At 64.9% G+C, this 16,036-nt stretch carries 16 protein-coding genes; all 16 read right to left on the reverse strand.

All coding sequences use genetic code 11. The annotated features are described in order from the left end of the window. The 16 genes from QM806_RS32540 to QM806_RS32615 all read right to left on the reverse strand — a co-directional run bounded on the left by QM806_RS32540 (position 1) and on the right by QM806_RS32615 (position 15,867). Positions 1-1,113, reverse strand: a complete 1,113-nt coding sequence (locus QM806_RS32540) for an NDMA-dependent alcohol dehydrogenase (RefSeq protein ID WP_120660260.1) — start codon at positions 1,111-1,113, stop codon at positions 1-3. Between the two features lie 14 nt (positions 1,114-1,127). Then, positions 1,128-2,615, reverse strand: coding sequence for an aldehyde dehydrogenase family protein (locus tag QM806_RS32545; protein WP_120660259.1), 1,488 nt, complete (start codon positions 2,613-2,615; stop codon positions 1,128-1,130). 29 nt (positions 2,616-2,644) lie between these two features. Then, on the reverse strand, positions 2,645-3,523 hold the full coding sequence (locus QM806_RS32550) for an SMP-30/gluconolactonase/LRE family protein (RefSeq protein WP_120660258.1): 879 nt from the start codon (positions 3,521-3,523) through the stop codon (positions 2,645-2,647). Between the two features lie 176 nt (positions 3,524-3,699). Beyond that, positions 3,700-4,245 (reverse strand): DoxX family protein, encoded by a 546-nt coding sequence (locus QM806_RS32555; RefSeq protein WP_240960604.1) that lies wholly within the window; start codon positions 4,243-4,245, stop codon positions 3,700-3,702. A 49-nt stretch (positions 4,246-4,294) separates the two neighbouring features. Beyond that, positions 4,295-5,170, reverse strand: a complete 876-nt coding sequence (locus tag QM806_RS32560; RefSeq protein ID WP_133985525.1) for an HpcH/HpaI aldolase/citrate lyase family protein — start codon at positions 5,168-5,170, stop codon at positions 4,295-4,297. After that, positions 5,170-6,384 carry a CaiB/BaiF CoA transferase family protein gene (locus QM806_RS32565; protein WP_283294067.1) on the reverse strand — a complete coding sequence of 405 codons (1,215 nt, stop codon included), beginning with the start codon at positions 6,382-6,384 and terminating at the stop codon, positions 5,170-5,172. The genes QM806_RS32560 and QM806_RS32565 overlap by 1 nt, the downstream gene beginning before the upstream one ends. Then, the gene (locus QM806_RS32570) at positions 6,381-7,376 is read right to left on the reverse strand and encodes an LLM class flavin-dependent oxidoreductase (RefSeq protein WP_167116091.1); all 996 of its coding nucleotides are present in this window, start codon (positions 7,374-7,376) and stop codon (positions 6,381-6,383) included. Before QM806_RS32570 ends, QM806_RS32565 begins: the two co-directional genes overlap by 4 nt. Continuing rightward, entirely contained in the window at positions 7,373-8,380 is a 1,008-nt protein-coding gene (locus QM806_RS32575; RefSeq protein WP_210460405.1) for a phosphotransferase family protein, read from the reverse strand. Before QM806_RS32575 ends, QM806_RS32570 begins: the two co-directional genes overlap by 4 nt. After that, positions 8,380-9,183 (reverse strand): SDR family oxidoreductase, encoded by an 804-nt coding sequence (locus tag QM806_RS32580; RefSeq protein ID WP_120660253.1) that lies wholly within the window; start codon positions 9,181-9,183, stop codon positions 8,380-8,382. The genes QM806_RS32575 and QM806_RS32580 overlap by 1 nt, the downstream gene beginning before the upstream one ends. A gap of 73 nt (positions 9,184-9,256) precedes the next feature. Beyond that, complete coding sequence (locus QM806_RS32585) at positions 9,257-10,516, reverse strand: amidohydrolase family protein (RefSeq protein WP_133985533.1); 1,260 nt, start codon at positions 10,514-10,516, stop codon at positions 9,257-9,259. Between the two features lie 32 nt (positions 10,517-10,548). Next, complete coding sequence (locus tag QM806_RS32590; protein WP_120660251.1) at positions 10,549-10,932, reverse strand: Zn-ribbon domain-containing OB-fold protein; 384 nt, start codon at positions 10,930-10,932, stop codon at positions 10,549-10,551. Further along, entirely contained in the window at positions 10,929-12,062 is a 1,134-nt protein-coding gene (locus QM806_RS32595) for a thiolase family protein (RefSeq protein WP_166680643.1), read from the reverse strand. The genes QM806_RS32590 and QM806_RS32595 overlap by 4 nt, the downstream gene beginning before the upstream one ends. Positions 12,063-12,105: 43 nt before the next feature. Continuing rightward, the gene (locus tag QM806_RS32600) at positions 12,106-13,035 is read right to left on the reverse strand and encodes an acyl-CoA dehydrogenase family protein (protein ID WP_120660249.1); all 930 of its coding nucleotides are present in this window, start codon (positions 13,033-13,035) and stop codon (positions 12,106-12,108) included. Next, positions 13,032-14,186, reverse strand: coding sequence for an acyl-CoA dehydrogenase family protein (locus QM806_RS32605; RefSeq protein WP_120660248.1), 1,155 nt, complete (start codon positions 14,184-14,186; stop codon positions 13,032-13,034). The genes QM806_RS32600 and QM806_RS32605 overlap by 4 nt, the downstream gene beginning before the upstream one ends. Further along, the gene (locus QM806_RS32610) at positions 14,183-14,563 is read right to left on the reverse strand and encodes a carboxymuconolactone decarboxylase family protein (protein ID WP_120660247.1); all 381 of its coding nucleotides are present in this window, start codon (positions 14,561-14,563) and stop codon (positions 14,183-14,185) included. The genes QM806_RS32605 and QM806_RS32610 overlap by 4 nt, the downstream gene beginning before the upstream one ends. Next, entirely contained in the window at positions 14,560-15,867 is a 1,308-nt protein-coding gene (locus QM806_RS32615) for an acyl-CoA dehydrogenase family protein (protein ID WP_120660246.1), read from the reverse strand. The genes QM806_RS32610 and QM806_RS32615 overlap by 4 nt, the downstream gene beginning before the upstream one ends. Between the last annotated feature and the right edge of the window lie 169 nt (positions 15,868-16,036).

A 16,036-nucleotide genomic window follows, 5' to 3' on the forward strand; every position in this document is an offset into this window, starting at 1 on the left:
TCAAGAGTGTTCGATCACTCCGCGAATGTTCTTGCCTTCGGCGAGGTCCTCGAAGGCCTGATTGATCTCGCCCAGGCGGTACCGGCGGGTGATGAGCTCGTCCAGACGCAATTCACCACGTTTGTACTGGTCGGCGAGCCGCGGAATGTCGGACAGTGGGTTGCAGTTACCGAACAGCACCCCTTGGATTCGTTGCTGGAAACCCTTGAGGGACTGCGTATTCATCTCGATCTGGTTCTCCCCGTGCCTGCCGGTAGCCACGACGATGACCGAGCCGACCTTGCCGACGATCGATGTCGCCTGGTTCGTGATTTCCACCGTGTGGTCGGTGACGGTGATGATCGCGTGGTTCGCGAGCCGTCCCCAGGTCGCCTCCTTGATGAACTCGTACGCGTCCTCGTGCGTGGCGAATGTGTGAGTGGCTCCGAACGTCTCGGCCATCTCACGCTTGAACGGAACCGGATCCACCACGGCCACGATCGATGCCCCTGAACGGGCTGCACCTTGTACCGCGTTGCTGCCGACACCGCCTGACCCGTAGATCACCACGACGTCGCCGGCTCGGACGCCGGCGGCGTAGACGGCGGCACCCCAACCCGTCGGTACACCGCACCCGAGCAGCGCAGCCACGTCGAGCGGGAGAGAAGAATCCACCTTGACGCAGGAGTACTCGGAAATGACGGCCTGCTCGGAGAATGTGCCGAGCGCGCAGACCCCGCCGAGATCCTCGGATCCGTGGTGGAACCGGAAGGTCCCGTCGAGCATCTGCCCGGTCCCGGCGTTCAGGCCCAGGTCGCACAGCGCCTGGTGGCCGGTCGAGCACCAGTGGCATGTCCCGCACACCGGCAGGAAGGAGCACACGACATGATCGCCCACCGCTACCCGGGTGACGCCGGGCCCCACCTTCTCGACAACCCCGGCTCCCTCGTGGCCCCCGACGAGCGGAAATCGGGCGGGGAAGTCGCCCACCTGGAAATGCCGATCCGACTGGCAGAGTCCCGAGTAGGCGAGCCGGATCAGGACTTCACGTTCGTTCGGCTCGTCGAGATCGAGATCGACGATCTCCCAGGGCTCTTTGACACCGCGAACGACCGCAGCTCGCGTTGTGCTCATGGTTGGCTCCTTCTTCAGCGGATCTTGGTGAACACCGACTTCTCTTCCAGATAGGGATCGAGGCCGTTCGGCCCGTGTTCGCGACCCCAACCCGACTGTTTGAATCCCCCGGTCGGTAGGTGGTAGTCGCCCGCGCTGTGCACGTTGATGCCGACCCGGCCTGCCCGCAGGCGCCGGGCGACGGCGTGTCCTCTGGCGGCGTCGCCGGTCCAGATGCTCGAGGACAGGCCGTAGTCCGTATCGTTGGCCAGTGCGACAACCTCGTCGACGTCACTGAACGGCAGAATCGACACCACCGGACCGAAGATTTCCTCGCGTGCGGGCGTCGCGTCGGGTGAGATCGCCGTCAGCACAGTGGGTTCGATGAAGAATCCCCTGTCGCCGGTCCGTCCACCACCCACCGTCACCTCCGCGCCCGCCGCACGAGCCGCGTCGACATAACCGATCACACGGTCAAGCTGTTTGCCCGAGATCAGCGGACCGATGTCCGCCCCCGGGTCGGTGTAGTAGCCGGGCCGGGTGCGACGAGCGATAGCAGTCACACCTTCCACGACACGGTCGGCCACGCGTTTGTCCACCAGCAGCCGGGACCCGGCCGAACACACCTGTCCCGAGTTGCTGAAGATCGCTGCTGCCGCCGCCGGAATCGCGGTGTCCAGGTCGGCGTCGTCGAGAACAATGAACGGTGATTTTCCGCCCAGCTCCAAAGTGAGCCGCTTCAGATTTCCCTCGGCAGCGTGAACCAGCTGCTTCCCGACGTCAGTGGACCCGGTGAATGCGATCTTGTCGACGTCGGGGTGGGCAGCCAACGCGGCACCGGCGATGTCGCCGCGACCGGTGACGATGTTCACCACTCCCGCGGGCACGCCCGCCTCGATCACCAGTTGACCGAGTCGCAGAGCGGTGAGGGAGGTCTCCTCGGCCGGTTTGAGCACACCCGCGCACCCGGCCGCCAGCATCGGGGCAACCTTCCAGGCCGCCATCAGCAGCGGCGCGTTCCAGGGAACGATCATCCCGACGACCCCGATGGGTTCCTGGCGTGTGTAGGCGTGAATAGGCTCGCCGCCAGCGACGACATCGGTTGCCACCCCGTAGATGTGGTCGGCGAGCCCCGCGTAGTACCGGAAGCAGTTCGCCGAACCGGTCACCATAGCGCCCAGGTAGGCGGGCGGCTGGCCCTGATCCACACACTCCAAGAGCGTCAACTCGTTGTGGTGCCGTTCGATCAGGTCGGCGATGCGCCAGAGCACCTTTGCCCGTTCCGATCCGGGCAGACTGCGCCAATGCCCGGCCTCGAAGGCGTCGCGGGCCGCTGCGACGGCGGTGTCGATCTCCGTCTCGTCACCGGCCGCGATCATGCCGACGGGCAGCCCCGTCCCGGGGTCGACGGTCTCGAACAGTCCACCGGCCCGGGGCGCCACCCAATCCCCACCGATCAGCAGTTTTCCGGATGCCCTGCCCAGCATCTCATTGACGTCGACCTCTGACACATCTACTCCCATCTCCGACCTCACCTATCCGGCACGCATTGTCACGCGGCCGGGACGTCGACCTCGATGCGGATGATCCGTCCCGGTCGTGCTCGTTCGGACCCGTCCGCCGGGGGCGTCGTGGCGGCCAGGTTCGAGGTGGCGGCAAAGAGCGAGATGCCAGCGGGGCCACCGAGCGCGACGTCGAACACCTCGTCCTCAAACTCGATCACGTCCGTCACCACACCGCCGTCGAGTACCCGACGAGCTTGCTTGACGTGCGGGAACGCGACCCAGAGCCCACCGGCGCGGTCCAGTGTCGAGCCGTCGGTCATCTCGTCGAACTGGGCGAAGAGTTGCCCCGGCCCCAAGGAGCCATCCCGCTGGATTGCGTACTTGACCACCCGGTGCGCGAAGCTGTCGCAGCAGATCAGGGTGCCGCCGTCCGGGGTGATCTGCATCGTGTTGGGCATCGACAGACCGCCGGCCACCTTGCGGATGTTTCCGTCGAGGTCCACGAGCAGGATCCGGCCGGCGCCCTCGAGCTTCTGCTCGTTCGATCCGTGGTCGCTGAGGTCGTAGGCCTTGCCGAAGCTGGAGACGTAGATCCGGCCGGCGACGTCGACGACCGTGTCGTTCGACCACGAATCGACGACGCCGTCGACCTCGATGTCACGGAGCACATGTATTTCACCATTGCGGGAGGTGAGGAGCCGCTCGAACCGCCCACCGACGACGAGCGCGCCGTCGGGCGTCCATGCAAGACCGATCGGGTACTCCCCCGGAAACGCCAGCCGGCCACGTACCGTGCCGGCGGCGTCGGCGGTGATCACCTCGTGCTCCTCGATGTCACAGAACCACAACTCGTCGCCCCGCCACCGCAGTCCCTCGGGAAAGATCAACCCGTCGATGATGGTGGTGCGGGATTCTTCGTCGACCATGCGGTACTCCTCGTCAAATGTTGCGGAATTGGTCACAGGCGAAGCCTCACGTATCCGGCGTCCCGATACCGCCTGTCCCGTGAGCACCGCAAGCACCACGGCCAGGTCCCGTTCCCTCAGTTCAGCGACCTTCTCGTTCATTGTCCTGCTCCATGAATGCTGTGTGATGACCGATTTCAGGGTTGTTTGCTACCGGCGGCCCGCTCTGGGCCCGGCGATAGCACTACGGTGGCCGGTCGAAAGAAGAGCGCGAGAGTGCCAATGCCTCCGGCCAGTCCCACCACGGCTGCGACCGTTCCACCGAGGACTCCGATCGGCGGGTGCTCACCGAAGAGCACATGGTCGATGCTGACGGTCCCTGGCCCGGCCACCGCGAGGACGAAGGCTGACAGCCCCAACACGAGGTTGTATTCCCAGCCGTTTCCGGCAATGAAGAAACCGTTGCCGCGGTGTACTGTCCACGCAGCCACGAGCATCAGGGCGATCACCAGCGCCGCGGCGAGCGGTGTCAGCATTCCCAGCACCAACAGAATTCCCGCTGCCACCTCGGTCGACGCTGCGAGAAGAGCATGGAATCGTCCCGGCTTCATTCCGATGCTCTCGAACCACCCTGCTGTCCCCGGAATCCGCCCACCGCGGAAGAATTTCGCGTAGCCATGTGCGGCTATCACAACGCCGAGAGTCACCCGGAGAATCATCAGGGCTGTGTCGACGGCGTCCATACTTACCTCGTTTCCACTATGTTTCGGTCGAATCGGTCCTCGGCTCTACTCACCGTGCGAGGAGTGCGAGCGCCTTCTCATACTCGTGCACAAGCACTGGGGTGCCCGCTTCGGTCAGGGCCGCAGCCTTTCCTTCCGACAGTGCCGTCTCGTAGGTCTCGACGATCGCTTGTGCGGCTGCGATCTCCTCGTGCCCGGGACTGAAGACATCGTTGATGATGTCGACGTGTGGCGGGTAGAAGGTCGTCATGGTGGTGAAGCCCATACGCCGCGAATCCTCGACGCGGCGGCGGATCTCGGTGAGGTCCCGGATGTTCTCGGCGTAGGCGATGTCCGTGACAGCCAAACCGTAGGCGGCACCGGCGAGCACGGTGAGCGCCTTGGTCACCAGGAAGATCCGATTGAGTGCACCACCGGGTTCGTACAGTTCGATACCCGCATCCAGGCTGATGTCCGCAGGTCCGGACATCAAGCCGATCACGCTCGGATGTGACGCGATCTCACGGACATTCAGCACCGACTCCGCGGTCTCGATGATCGCGAAGATATCAGGATCGGCACCGTGTGCACGGAACGCCTCGAGTACCTCGTCGACGCATGCGGCAGACCGGATCTTGGGATACGCCACCACATCCGGCTTGGCGGCCGCGAGCGCCTCGACGTCCTCCCTGCCCCACCGGGTGCTGAGGTGGTTGACGCGCGGCAGCAGCAGCTTCTCACCGTCGAACGCCTTCTCCGCGAGCGAGCGGACGACGCGCTCGCGCGCCTGCTCCTTCAGATTCGGCGCCACGGAGTCCTCGAGGTCGAGGAAGATCATGTCGGCGGGAATGTTGGGCAGCTTCCCCCACTTGTGATCGTCCATGATCGGTGTCTCGAGGATGCTCTTGATGGTTCGGTAATTATGGCGGCCACGATGTGCAGACATCAGATCACACCCTTCTTAGCGAGGGCGACCAGTTCGGCAGCGTTCCTGCCGAGCCAGTCACCGAGGACGAGATCGTTGTCCTCCCCCAGGTGAGCCCCGGTCCGCCACACCGAGCCTGGATGTTGGTGCATGCGCGGTATCACGCCCTGCATCTTGACGGACCCGAGGTCGCGATCCTCGATCGAGATGATGTCCTTGCGCTCGGCGTAGATCGGATCCTCGAGGATGTCGGCCGCGGAATAGACCCGCGAACCCACCACCTCCCCATCGGCCATTTCCTTGATGGCGACGTCGGCGGTGCGGGCGCTCATCCACTTGTGCAGGAGGGTGTCGAGCCGCTCCTTGCGGGCGGTCTGCTGCTGCACGGTGCGGTAGTCCTCAGCCGGCTCCCCGAGCATCTCCGCGATCTTCTGCACCGACCGTGGGGTTCCCGAAGTTACTGTGATCCACACCTCGTCGGCGGTGAGGAACGTGTTCACCACCGCCGCCGGGGCGACCGCCAGCTGGTTGCCTGCCCGGCTGGGCACGGTGCCGAGCTGATCGGCAATGATGACTTGCCATTCGATGAGGCGGAAGAGCGGCTCGAACAACGCGATGTCGATCCATTCGCCGGTGAAGTCCGGCTCATTTCGTCGCACCAGTGCCGAGGCGATACCGAAGGCACCCATGAGTGCGGTCACACTGTCGCCGTGGGAGAAGCCGGTGTGAACGGGCGGTCCGTCCGGGAAGCCCGTCAGGTGCACGACACCGCTGCGGGCCTCGCCGACCTTGCCGAATCCCGGGTCGTTGCGGGCGGAGCTGGTGGCGCCGTTGCCGGAGATCTGCAGCATCACGAGCTTGGGATGCTGTGCGTGCAGGGTGTTCCAGTCGAAGCCCCACTTCTCGAGGGTCGAGTACCGCATGTTGGTGATGAGCACATCGGCCCACGCGATCAGCTCCCGGGCGAGCTCCCTGCCCTCGGGCTGACGTAGATCCAGGGTCACCGATCGCTTGTTGCGTCCGGATACCTTCCACCACAACCGGACTCCGTCCTTGTCCGGACCTTGAAAGCGTGCGGTGTCCCCGGTGCCCGGCGCTTCGACATGGACGACGTCCGCGCCGAGATCGGCGAGCAGGGTGCCGGCCAGCGGGCCCGCGATCACGTGGGCCAGTTCCACCACTTTGATGCCGGAGAGCACACCTCCACGCGGACCTGACGCGTTGTTCGTAGTCATGATTGAATTCCTCTCGTGAGTGCAGTGGATGGTTCCGGCACCTGCCAGCCCATCGACGATCGGACGCGGGGAAGGACTTCCGCTCCGATCAGTTCGATCTGGCGTAACACGTCGGCGGGGTTCGCCTTGTCGACGTTGACTCGGATGTTGAGCGCCGAGGCACCAGATGTCCGCAGGTCGTCGACGAGGGTGGTGGCAACCGCGCCGGGTTCGCCGCTGATGACGCTGTTCGGCGATGTGGTCAGCCACTTCTCGCGTCCTGACGATGCCTGTGACCACAGGTCGTGGCGGCGATCCGCGGTTGCCGAGTCCCCGACCCACACGCGCCTGATCAGGACACAGCTCCGGTTGCCGCCCGCCTCCTCGTAGTGCCCGATCAGGGCTGCGGTGGCTGCCGCGCTGTCGAGTGACATCAACAACAGACCGACATCGGCGTTCGCTGCCCGACGGGCGCCGAGCGGACCGGCCACACCTACCAGTACGGTCAGGTCTCGAACTCGGGCGTCGGCGATCGCGGCGTCGGCGGAGAGCACTGGGTGCGGCACGTCCGTTGGGCGCAGGACACCGGTCAGGGTGCTCAGATGCGACCAGAAGGTGGCCGACCGCGTCTCGAAATCGGCACCCACCGCGTCGAAGTCCCGCTCCTGATAACCGGGGACGAACCCTGCGGCGACCCGGCCCGGGTATGCAGCGCCGATCCAGGCGAGATCCTCGGCGACACTATAGGGGTTGCGCAGCGGCAGGATGCTCGGTGACGCCGCCGCCCAGCCGTGGCGCATGTCGGCCAGAAGCAGGCCGCACAACAGAATCGGGTTCGGGAAGTATCCAGGAAAGCCGCCATGATGCTCGCTCAGCGTCACACCGTCGAAGCCGCAGTCCGCTGCGGCGTAGGCCTCACGCCGCAACCGACGTACCGCATCCTCCGCCGGTCCCGCACTCGAGGTCAGCCCGATTCCGATGGAACCGGGCCCGAGCGGCAGCCCGGATCTCACCTGCCACCGTCCAAAATGGTCCGAGCCGAGTTGATCAGCGCCGCGATGGTCGAGGGCAACTGCTCCTGGAACGGGTCGACATGGCGTCCTTCGCGGTGACGACGCAGATTGTGGGCCATCACCGCGGCCAGCTTGAACCGGCCGAACGCATGGAACCAGTCGATATCCGCGATGCGGAACGCACCGGCGGAGTAATACGTCGCGAGAAGCTCATCCGCCGTTGGCATGCCCTCCACCGGTGCACCGACTCCGGGGAACAGGTTCGGGTCGCAGAAGGCCAGGAACCAGCCGATGTCGACGCCGGGAGTCGTCGCGGTCCAGATCTCCCAATCGATGATGCCGGTGGGGGTTACCCCGTCGAAGAGGACGTTGCCCAGTCGGTAGTCGCCGTGGACGAGGACCGGGGCTTCGACGGTGGAGGGCATCGTCGCTCGCAGCGCGTCGGGTAGCGCCGAGATACCGGGTGCATCATCTTCGTAGGCCGCGGCCGCAACCTTCGCCCACCGGGTGAGTTCGGCCTCGATATTGGGTGTTTCGGAGTCCGCTCCGGCGACCGCGGTGATCGGCTGGCGATGCAGTACGCCGAGCATCCGGGCGGCGGCCTCTGCGCGGGCACGGACGACGCCGTGGTCGAAAACCCGTGTCGAGGAATCCAGGACGGGCTCGGCGGCTTCGCCGGCGCAACGTTCCATCACATAGAACGTCCACTCCCCCCATCCGCGGGTGAGAACCCGGGGGACGACGAGCCCGTCGACGTCCACCAGCGCGTCGAGGATATGGGCCTGCCGAAGAACGTCGTGGCGTCCTCTCGGCGGCCGGCCGGGAGGAGCGACCTTGATGACCACCCCGGCGACACCATCGGTGTCGGCCTTCTTCGCCGCGAGCGTGATACCCGAGTGCCCTCCTTCGAGCACCTCGACCGACGAGACGGCCGAGCCGGGCTCGTCTTTGGAGAGTGCCTCGTTGATGGCGTCCTCGAGACCAGGAAAATCCTGCGATCCCATCAGTAGACCCCGATCAGGTCAGCGGGCTCGCCGCCGACGTGGATGCGTCCACCGTCGATGCGGATGGTAGATCCGGTGATCCATTCCGACTCGTCCGACAGCAGGAAGCAGATGGCCGACGAGATGTCGGTGGGCTGGCCCAGCCGGCCGAGCGGGACGAGCCGCTCCTCCTGAGGTCCGCGCTCGCCGTCCCACAGTGCACGGGCGAGTTCGGTACGCACCAGCCCGGGCGAAACAGCGTTCACGCGAATGCCTTTCGGCCCCAGCTCTCGCGCGAGGGTGGTGGTCAGACTCGCCAGTGCCGCCTTGCTTGCGGTGTAGGGGCCGGTGACCGGATGCACCCGTTCGGCGCCGGTGGTGAGCACGTTGACGACCGCACCGTTCTGCATGCCGGCTGCCACAGCCAACTGGACGAGGTTCAGCGCCGGCCATGTGTTGGCGAGCATGGTCTTGTGGAACGCATCCTTCGTCACGTCCATCAGTGGCCCGTACGACGCGGATGTGGCCGCGTTGTTGACGATCACATCGAGACAACCGAACTCGGAGTGGGCCGCGTCGACCAATGCACCGGGCAGGGTCTCCGAGTTGATGCTCCCGGGGACACCGACCGCACGTCCACCCGCATTCTGTATCTCCTCGACTGCCTCGGCAAGAATGTCTGGCTTGCGGGCGTTCATGACGACGGCGGCGCCGTCGGCGGCCAACCGCTGAGCGACCGACAGGCCGATTCCCCGCGATGCGCCGGTGACGATCGCGACCTTGCCGGCGAACCTCTTGTCCGAGCCGAATTCGGGTGTACTCATGGGTTTCCTTCGATGAGATTACTGAGCGGGGCATCCGGGCTGCGTGCCCCGACCGGGGCACGCAGCCTCTTCGTCAGCTGATGTCGATTTTGTAGAGCTCGGCGGCGTTGTCCTGCAGCACCCGCTTGATCGTGTGCTCCGGAAGCCCGCTCATGACTCGCGCGAAGTGCTCGCGCGGCCCGGGGAACAGGCAGGTCGGGTGCGGGATATCCGTCTCGACCAGGACGTTGTTGATGCCGATGTCCTCGAGCAGCTTTGCCGCGCCGATCTCCTCGAACCAGAACATCGCGAACAGGTGGTCCCGAAAGTACTCGGTGGGCCGGCGCTTCGCCGCCGCCAGCTCGTGGTCGTGAGTGACCATCTCATCGAACTGGAATTCCATCGCCTCGAGGATGAAGGGGATCCAGCCGATACCCGACTCGGCCGAGACGACCTTGAGGTTCGGGTAGCGGTCGAACAGATCGGACATGCACAGGTTGACGATGATGCGCACGTTCGACATGAACATCTGCGTTGCACCCACGGCGAGCTGCCGCTGCTTGCCGAACGACCGCCATGCCGGCTTGGCGACACCGGTGACGTCGGGGCCGGCGGTGCCGGATGCCTTCTGTCCGATGTTGCCGCGCATGGCTTCCAGGTCTTCGCGGCGAGCACCGGCGCCGATGTGGAAGTTGGGCACCGCCCCGGTCTGGTTGAACAGCTCCCACATCGGATCGAAGTAGGACTCGGGCAGCTCGGGCAGGCCGATGAGCTCGGGCTTGTCGGACAGAGTGAAGCCGCGCATGCCCTGGTCGATCAGGCGGGTCATCTCCTTGATCGTCAGGTCCATGTCCCAGATCGGCAGTAGAGCCTGTGGGAACAGGCGACCGTTGGATTCGATCTGTGTCTGCATGAGGAAGTCGTTGTAGACCTGCAGGACGGTTGTGCGCTCGACCTCATCCTCGATTGCGAAGACGTGGTTAGATGCGAAGCCGATACCGTTCGGGTACAGGATCTGCGCGTGGATGCCCTGGTCATCCATCAACGCGAGGCGTTCCTTGGTGTCCCACGACGAAATATCGATGTTCGAAAATGGTTGCACGACATGAGCGCCGAGAACCTTCTCGCGTCCGGTCGAGATCGTGTTTCCGCCCGTGCTTGCCCACACCTCGTCGTGTAGGTACCAGGCGGTGATGCCGTCGATGGTCTTCTGGACCGGCACGCGGCCCTGCATCGACGCCGGCACCCGGGAGGTCCACAGATCGGCGGGCTCGGTCAGGTGCGCGTCGCAGTCGATGATCTTCACATCGCGCAGCGCTTCGGGGACGTGGTTGTCGGGCAGGGTGGCAGTCATGTCGTTCCAATCTGTAGACGAAAGGTGGGGGCTCACGAAATCCGGCGACGGAAGGCGAAAGTGCTCCGGTCGGGGTGGTACTCGAATACGGCGACCTCGATCTCGTCGCCGACGACGGCGTCGTCGCCGTCTACCAGTCCGATGACGCGGATTCCCTCCGCGAAATCGGTGATGCCGACGTGGTAGGGCGGCTCGATGAGCGCTCCGGGCGGCGGGGCGGTCACCTCGGTCAGGGCCGACAGCCGGCCGCGGGAGAGGCGTGTCTCGTGTACTACGCCGCCACATGCGGGGCATTCGGCGACCGTTGGGAAGTGGGTGCGGCTACAGGTGTCGCACGTCGACGCGAGTAGGGACGTGATCTCACCCACCGGCGCAGGGACGTACCGCTGGTCTGCGGTAGGAATGGTCGTCGTCATCGCTGCACCACCACCACGCAGGCGTTGTGGCCGGCGCCCATCACGTGCGCCATCCCGACTCTCGCGTCCTTGACCTGGCGTGGCCCAGCGGTGCCGCGCAGCTGGGTGACGAGTTCGTGGACCTGACCGAGGCCGGAGGCACCGAGCGGCTCTCCCTTGGACAACAACCCTCCGGAGACGTTCACCGGGATCGATCCTCCGAGTGTCGTTGCACCCGAACGTAGCAGCTCTGCTTCCTCGCCCTTGTTGCACAGACCCAGATCGCTGTAGGCGATGAGTTCGGACGCCGTATCCGTGTCTTGGCACTCCACCAGGTCGATGTCGTCGACACCCATTCCGGCCTGCTCGAGGGCCGTGTCCGCGGCGCGTGCACTGATGCTGGTCATCTCGGACTGCAGCGACGGCGCTGGAACGAACCAGTCGTCGGTCGCCCGGGAGGCGAGGCCGATGCCGCCGATCCGGATGGAGTTGTCGAACCCGCGCTTGGCGGCCTCGTCCTTGTCCATCAGTGCCACGGCGGCCGCACCTTCGTTGGGTGTGCACAGCATGAGAAGCGTCAACGGGTCACAGACGGGGCGACTCGCGAGAACTTCGCCGCGGGTGAATTCCCTGCGATACATCGCGTGGGGGTTGTGGACCGAGTGGCCGTGGTTCTTCACCGCGACGTCGGCCAGGTCCTCGAGGGTGGCGTCGGTGGTGCGCATCAGGTCCTGCGCCTGGAAGGAGAAATACAGTGGGTTGACGCCCAATCCGGATTCGATCTGCCAGTTCTCGAAGCCTGCGCCGGCGATGAACCCGCGGGGCGCCTTCTCCACACCGAGGCAGAGCACCGTCTTTACCGCACCCGACTCGATGAGCGATGCGCCGAGCGACAATGCCGAACCGCCCGAGGCACATGCGGCCTCGACATTGATGATCGGCTTGCCGATGTAGCGCACACGATTGACGATGTTGTGACCTTTGGCCATTTCGGCGCCGACGTTGGCCACGAGGACCATGTCGACATCCTCGGGCTGGAGCTTCGCGTCGGCGAGGCAATCCCGCATGGCGACTTCACCGATCTGCCGGTAGCCGTAGTCGAACCGACCGAATGGGTGAATACCGACACCGACGATTGCGACGTTCTTCATTGAGCCCTCCTTTCCGTGTTCGCGGTTTGTGCATTTTGCGTGGTCACAGTGCGGCCAGGCGGGGGGCATCCGAGCGGCCGACCAGGATGTTGCCGATCTCCTCGATGACCTGTTCCGAGTCGCCGAAGAGTGCTTCGACTACTGTGATCCGGCGTACCAGCTGGTGCAGGCCGAACTCCCAGGTGAACCCCATGGCCCCGCAGAACTGTTGGGCTGCATCGACCGCTTCGCGGGCAGCTCGCCCCGCCCAAGCCTTTGCCGCCAGCGCTGCGAGCAGGTCATCCGAGCCGGGAGTGGATTCGAGGACGGCCTTCGCGGCCGCCAGGGCCGTGTTCGCGTCGACCAGCCGATGCTGGACCACCTGGAAGGTGCCGATCGCTTTGCCGAACTGCTTGCGTTCGGTGACGTGCTCGACTGCCCGGGTCAGGGCACGTTCGGCGAGTCCGATTAGCTCGTAGGCGACAGCGCGCAGGGCACGCACCTCGGCGTCGTCCCACCGCAACCCGTCCACTGGGGTGCAGGATCCCAACGCCACAGTGCCGATCACGGTGTGCAGGCCCAGGTCCGGATCGAGCCCGTTCGCCGGCGTGGTGATCACGCCGTCGGACGGTACGAGCACCGCCCCCTCCGGGGTATACACCAGGTATGGACCGGCCGTGTGTGGGTTGATCGCGAGGCCGTCGACCACGAGGTCGCCCTGCCGCTGTCCGGGCGCGGCGTGGGTACCCAGCAAGGGCAGCACGGCCGTCCAGGAGGGGTCGAACGCGGAACCACTGACGATCAGCGAGAGCAGGGTCGAGGTTGCGCCCACGCGTCCCTGAAGTGTCATCAGCGCCCCGGTGAGCTCGTCGTCGGAGTGCAATTCCTTCTCGAGACCCGCACCCACCAACTCGTCCACGAGCGCGTAGCTGTCGCCCTGCTCGAACAGGCGGTAGGCGGTGCCTGTGATCAGCTCGAGTTCGTCTGGATTCATGACCCTCCCTTGGGCAGGCACAGCACGTGCTGCGCAACGATGTCGCGTTGCACGTCGACGGCGCCACCGAAGATCGAGGTCGCGCGGCTGTAGAACCACTCGTCACGCAACGTCGTCGATTCGAGGTCATCGCTGACGACAAACTCCTCGAACTGTGCCTTTCGGGCCGCTTCGAACGTCGCGCGTTCCGCGGACGACAACAGCATCTTGTCCACGGACACCACCGGGCCCGGATTCCGTCCCTCGGCAAGCGCAGTCACGGTCGTGACGCTGCGGGCACGAAGCGCCGCCAACAGGACGAAGGCCTCCCCGACGGCCCGCGAGAGCCGGGTGACGCCCGGACGTACGCGGCCCGCGACCGCGGAGAGTCGGTGGTGCAGGATCGATTGGCGCAACCACGCATACATTCCACGCTCGTACTGCAGCAGGAACATAGCAACGCCCCAACCGCCGTCCTGCGGACCCACCAGGTACTCGGCGGGGACTTCGACGTCTTCGAAGAACACTTCCGCGAACTCTTCGCGGCCGTTCGCCGCGACGATGGGCCGCACCGTGACGCCCGCCGATGCCAGGTTCACCCAGAGCATCGTCAGGCCGCGGTGGCGACTCTCGGTGGTACCCGTCCGGGCGAGCACTAACGCGTAGTCCGCACTGGGGCCGAGGGTCATCCAGATCTTCTGCCCGTTGAGCAGGAAGCCGTCGTCGGTGGCGCGGGCGGAGGTGCGTACCGAGGCGAGGTCGCTGCCGGCCTCGGGTTCGGAGAATCCTTGTCCCCAGACCTCGTCGCCGCGCAGATAGGCCGGGAGGTGATCGGCCGCGAGCTCGGGCGCGTAGTGCGCCAGGACCGGCGCGACCGTCTCGATGATGACGAAGACCTCGGGTATTTCGATTCCGGCGGCGCCCAGCCCGTCGTAGAGTGCTGCCCGGTGTAGCTCGGAACCACCCAGGCCGCCGACTTCCTCGGGCCAACCCCACCGCGACCAACCGGCCTCGTACAGCAGGGTCATCAGTTCGCGATTGTGCTCAATTTCTGCGCGTACCCCACCCGCCACCGTACGACGAAAATTGTCCAAGGTGTCGCTGTTCTCTCCGATCCATTCTGCGAGATCAGCCGTGTGCTCGGCGATGGTCCGAGTTACTGTCGACGTCATTTCTGTGCCCGTTCGTGTACCTTGACCGCCGTCTGTAGTTCCTGCAGCGCACCGATCGCGCCGGGGAAGCCGATGTAGACGACGAGCATCCGCAGCGCGGATTGGAGCTTGTCAGCGGGGATCCCGTTCTGCAGCGCCCCGTGCAGGTAGTTGCGCAGTTGGTTGGTACGTCCCGTCGCGGCCAACGCGGTGATCGCGACGAGCATGCACTCCTCGAACGACATCTCGTCGCCGTCCCAGACGTCACCGAAGATGAACTCGTCGGACCACTGGCCGAGTTTGCCGTCGAGTTCGACGAGGGCCTGCTGCAGCTGCGGGGCCTTACGTCCTTGTGCGCGTTCACGCAGCGCGCGACCGGTTTCGGTGATCATCGTCATTTACCGTGCTTCACGAGAGTGGACGCGTACTTCGTGCGCGCCTGTTCGGTCAGGGTGGGAATGTGCTGGGATGGGAAGACTCCGTCGGTCGGCTTGTACTGCGTCAGGAGTTGCTTCGCGACGCCCAGGGTGTGGATCTCACTCGGGCCGTCGGCGAGACCCACGTGGAGGCCGTTGACGAGCATGCTGACAAATGGCATCTCTTCCGACAGGCCCAATGAGCCGTGGATCTGCAGTGCCTTGGTTGCTACTTCGGACAACACCTTCGAGGCGACGACCTTCACAGCCGAGATATCCATCCGGACCTTGTTGTAGTCGTTGTAGCGGTCGATCTTCCACGCGGTCTGGAGCACGAGCAGGCGGAACTGTTCGATTTCCATCCACGCTTCGGCGATCATCTGTTGCACGAGCTGTTTCTGCGCGAGCTGCTCGCCCTGCGTGGTGCGCGAGAGTGCCCGCTCGCACATCATGTCCAGGGCCAACTTCATGTGGCCGACGCTGCGCATCGCGTGATGGACGCGGCCGCCACCGAGTCGGGTCTGCGCAACACCGAAGCCCTGGCCACGGTCTCCGAGGAGAGCGTCCTTGGGAATCCGGACGTTGTTGTATCGGATGTAGCTGTGATCGCCGCCGCCGTCGCCCTCGACCCAGCCGGCCACCTGGACGTGGCGGATGAATTCGACACCGGGAGTGTGCACCGGTACGACGAACATCGACATCCGCTTTGAAATGTGCGCCTCCGGCTCGGTCACCGCCAGCACAAGGAGGACTTCCGCCCAGCGCGCGTTCGAGGAGAACCACTTCTCGCCGTTGATCACCCACGAGTCGCCGTTCTCGACGGCAGTGGTGGTGAATACCTTCGGGTCGGATCCCCCCTGAGGTTCGGTCATCGAGAAGGCCGAGAACGTCGAGCCGTCGATCAGGGGCCTGAGGTAGCGATCTTTCTGCTCTGGAGTGCCGTAATGCGCCAGGATCTCGGCGTTGCCCGTGTCGGGGGCGGCGGTACCGAAGACGATCGGGCCCACGGTCGGTCCCGGTCCGCTACGACCGAGAATCTCGTTGAGGAGGGCGAGCTTGAGCTGGCCATATCCCGGGCCGCCGAGTTCGGGACCCAGGTGGCACGCCCACAGACCCTGCCGGCGCACTTCTTCCTGGAGCGGAGGAATCAACTCCTGGCGCACGGGATCGCTCAGGTCGAGCGGGTGCTTGATGACGTACTGCAGCGGCTCGACCTCGTTCGTCATGAATTGGTCGGCCCAGTCGAGCTTTTCCTGGAATTCTGGGTCAGTTTCGAAATCCCACATGCGTTTCAAGACTCCTCGGAATAGGAGAGGCGCGGATTCTCATGAAAGTCGTTATCCCGCAAGAGCCGACCGAGCGGCTCGAAGGATGCGCGAGCAAACGCTGTAACAACAGAATAATGCGAATAGTTCGAATAATCAAGTCAGGAAGTGATCCAGATCTCGATTTGGC

This window comes from Rhodococcus sp. IEGM 1351 (assembly GCF_030056875.1).
In the GTDB taxonomy this organism is placed as follows: Bacteria; Actinomycetota; Actinomycetes; order Mycobacteriales; family Mycobacteriaceae; genus Rhodococcus_F; species Rhodococcus_F opacus.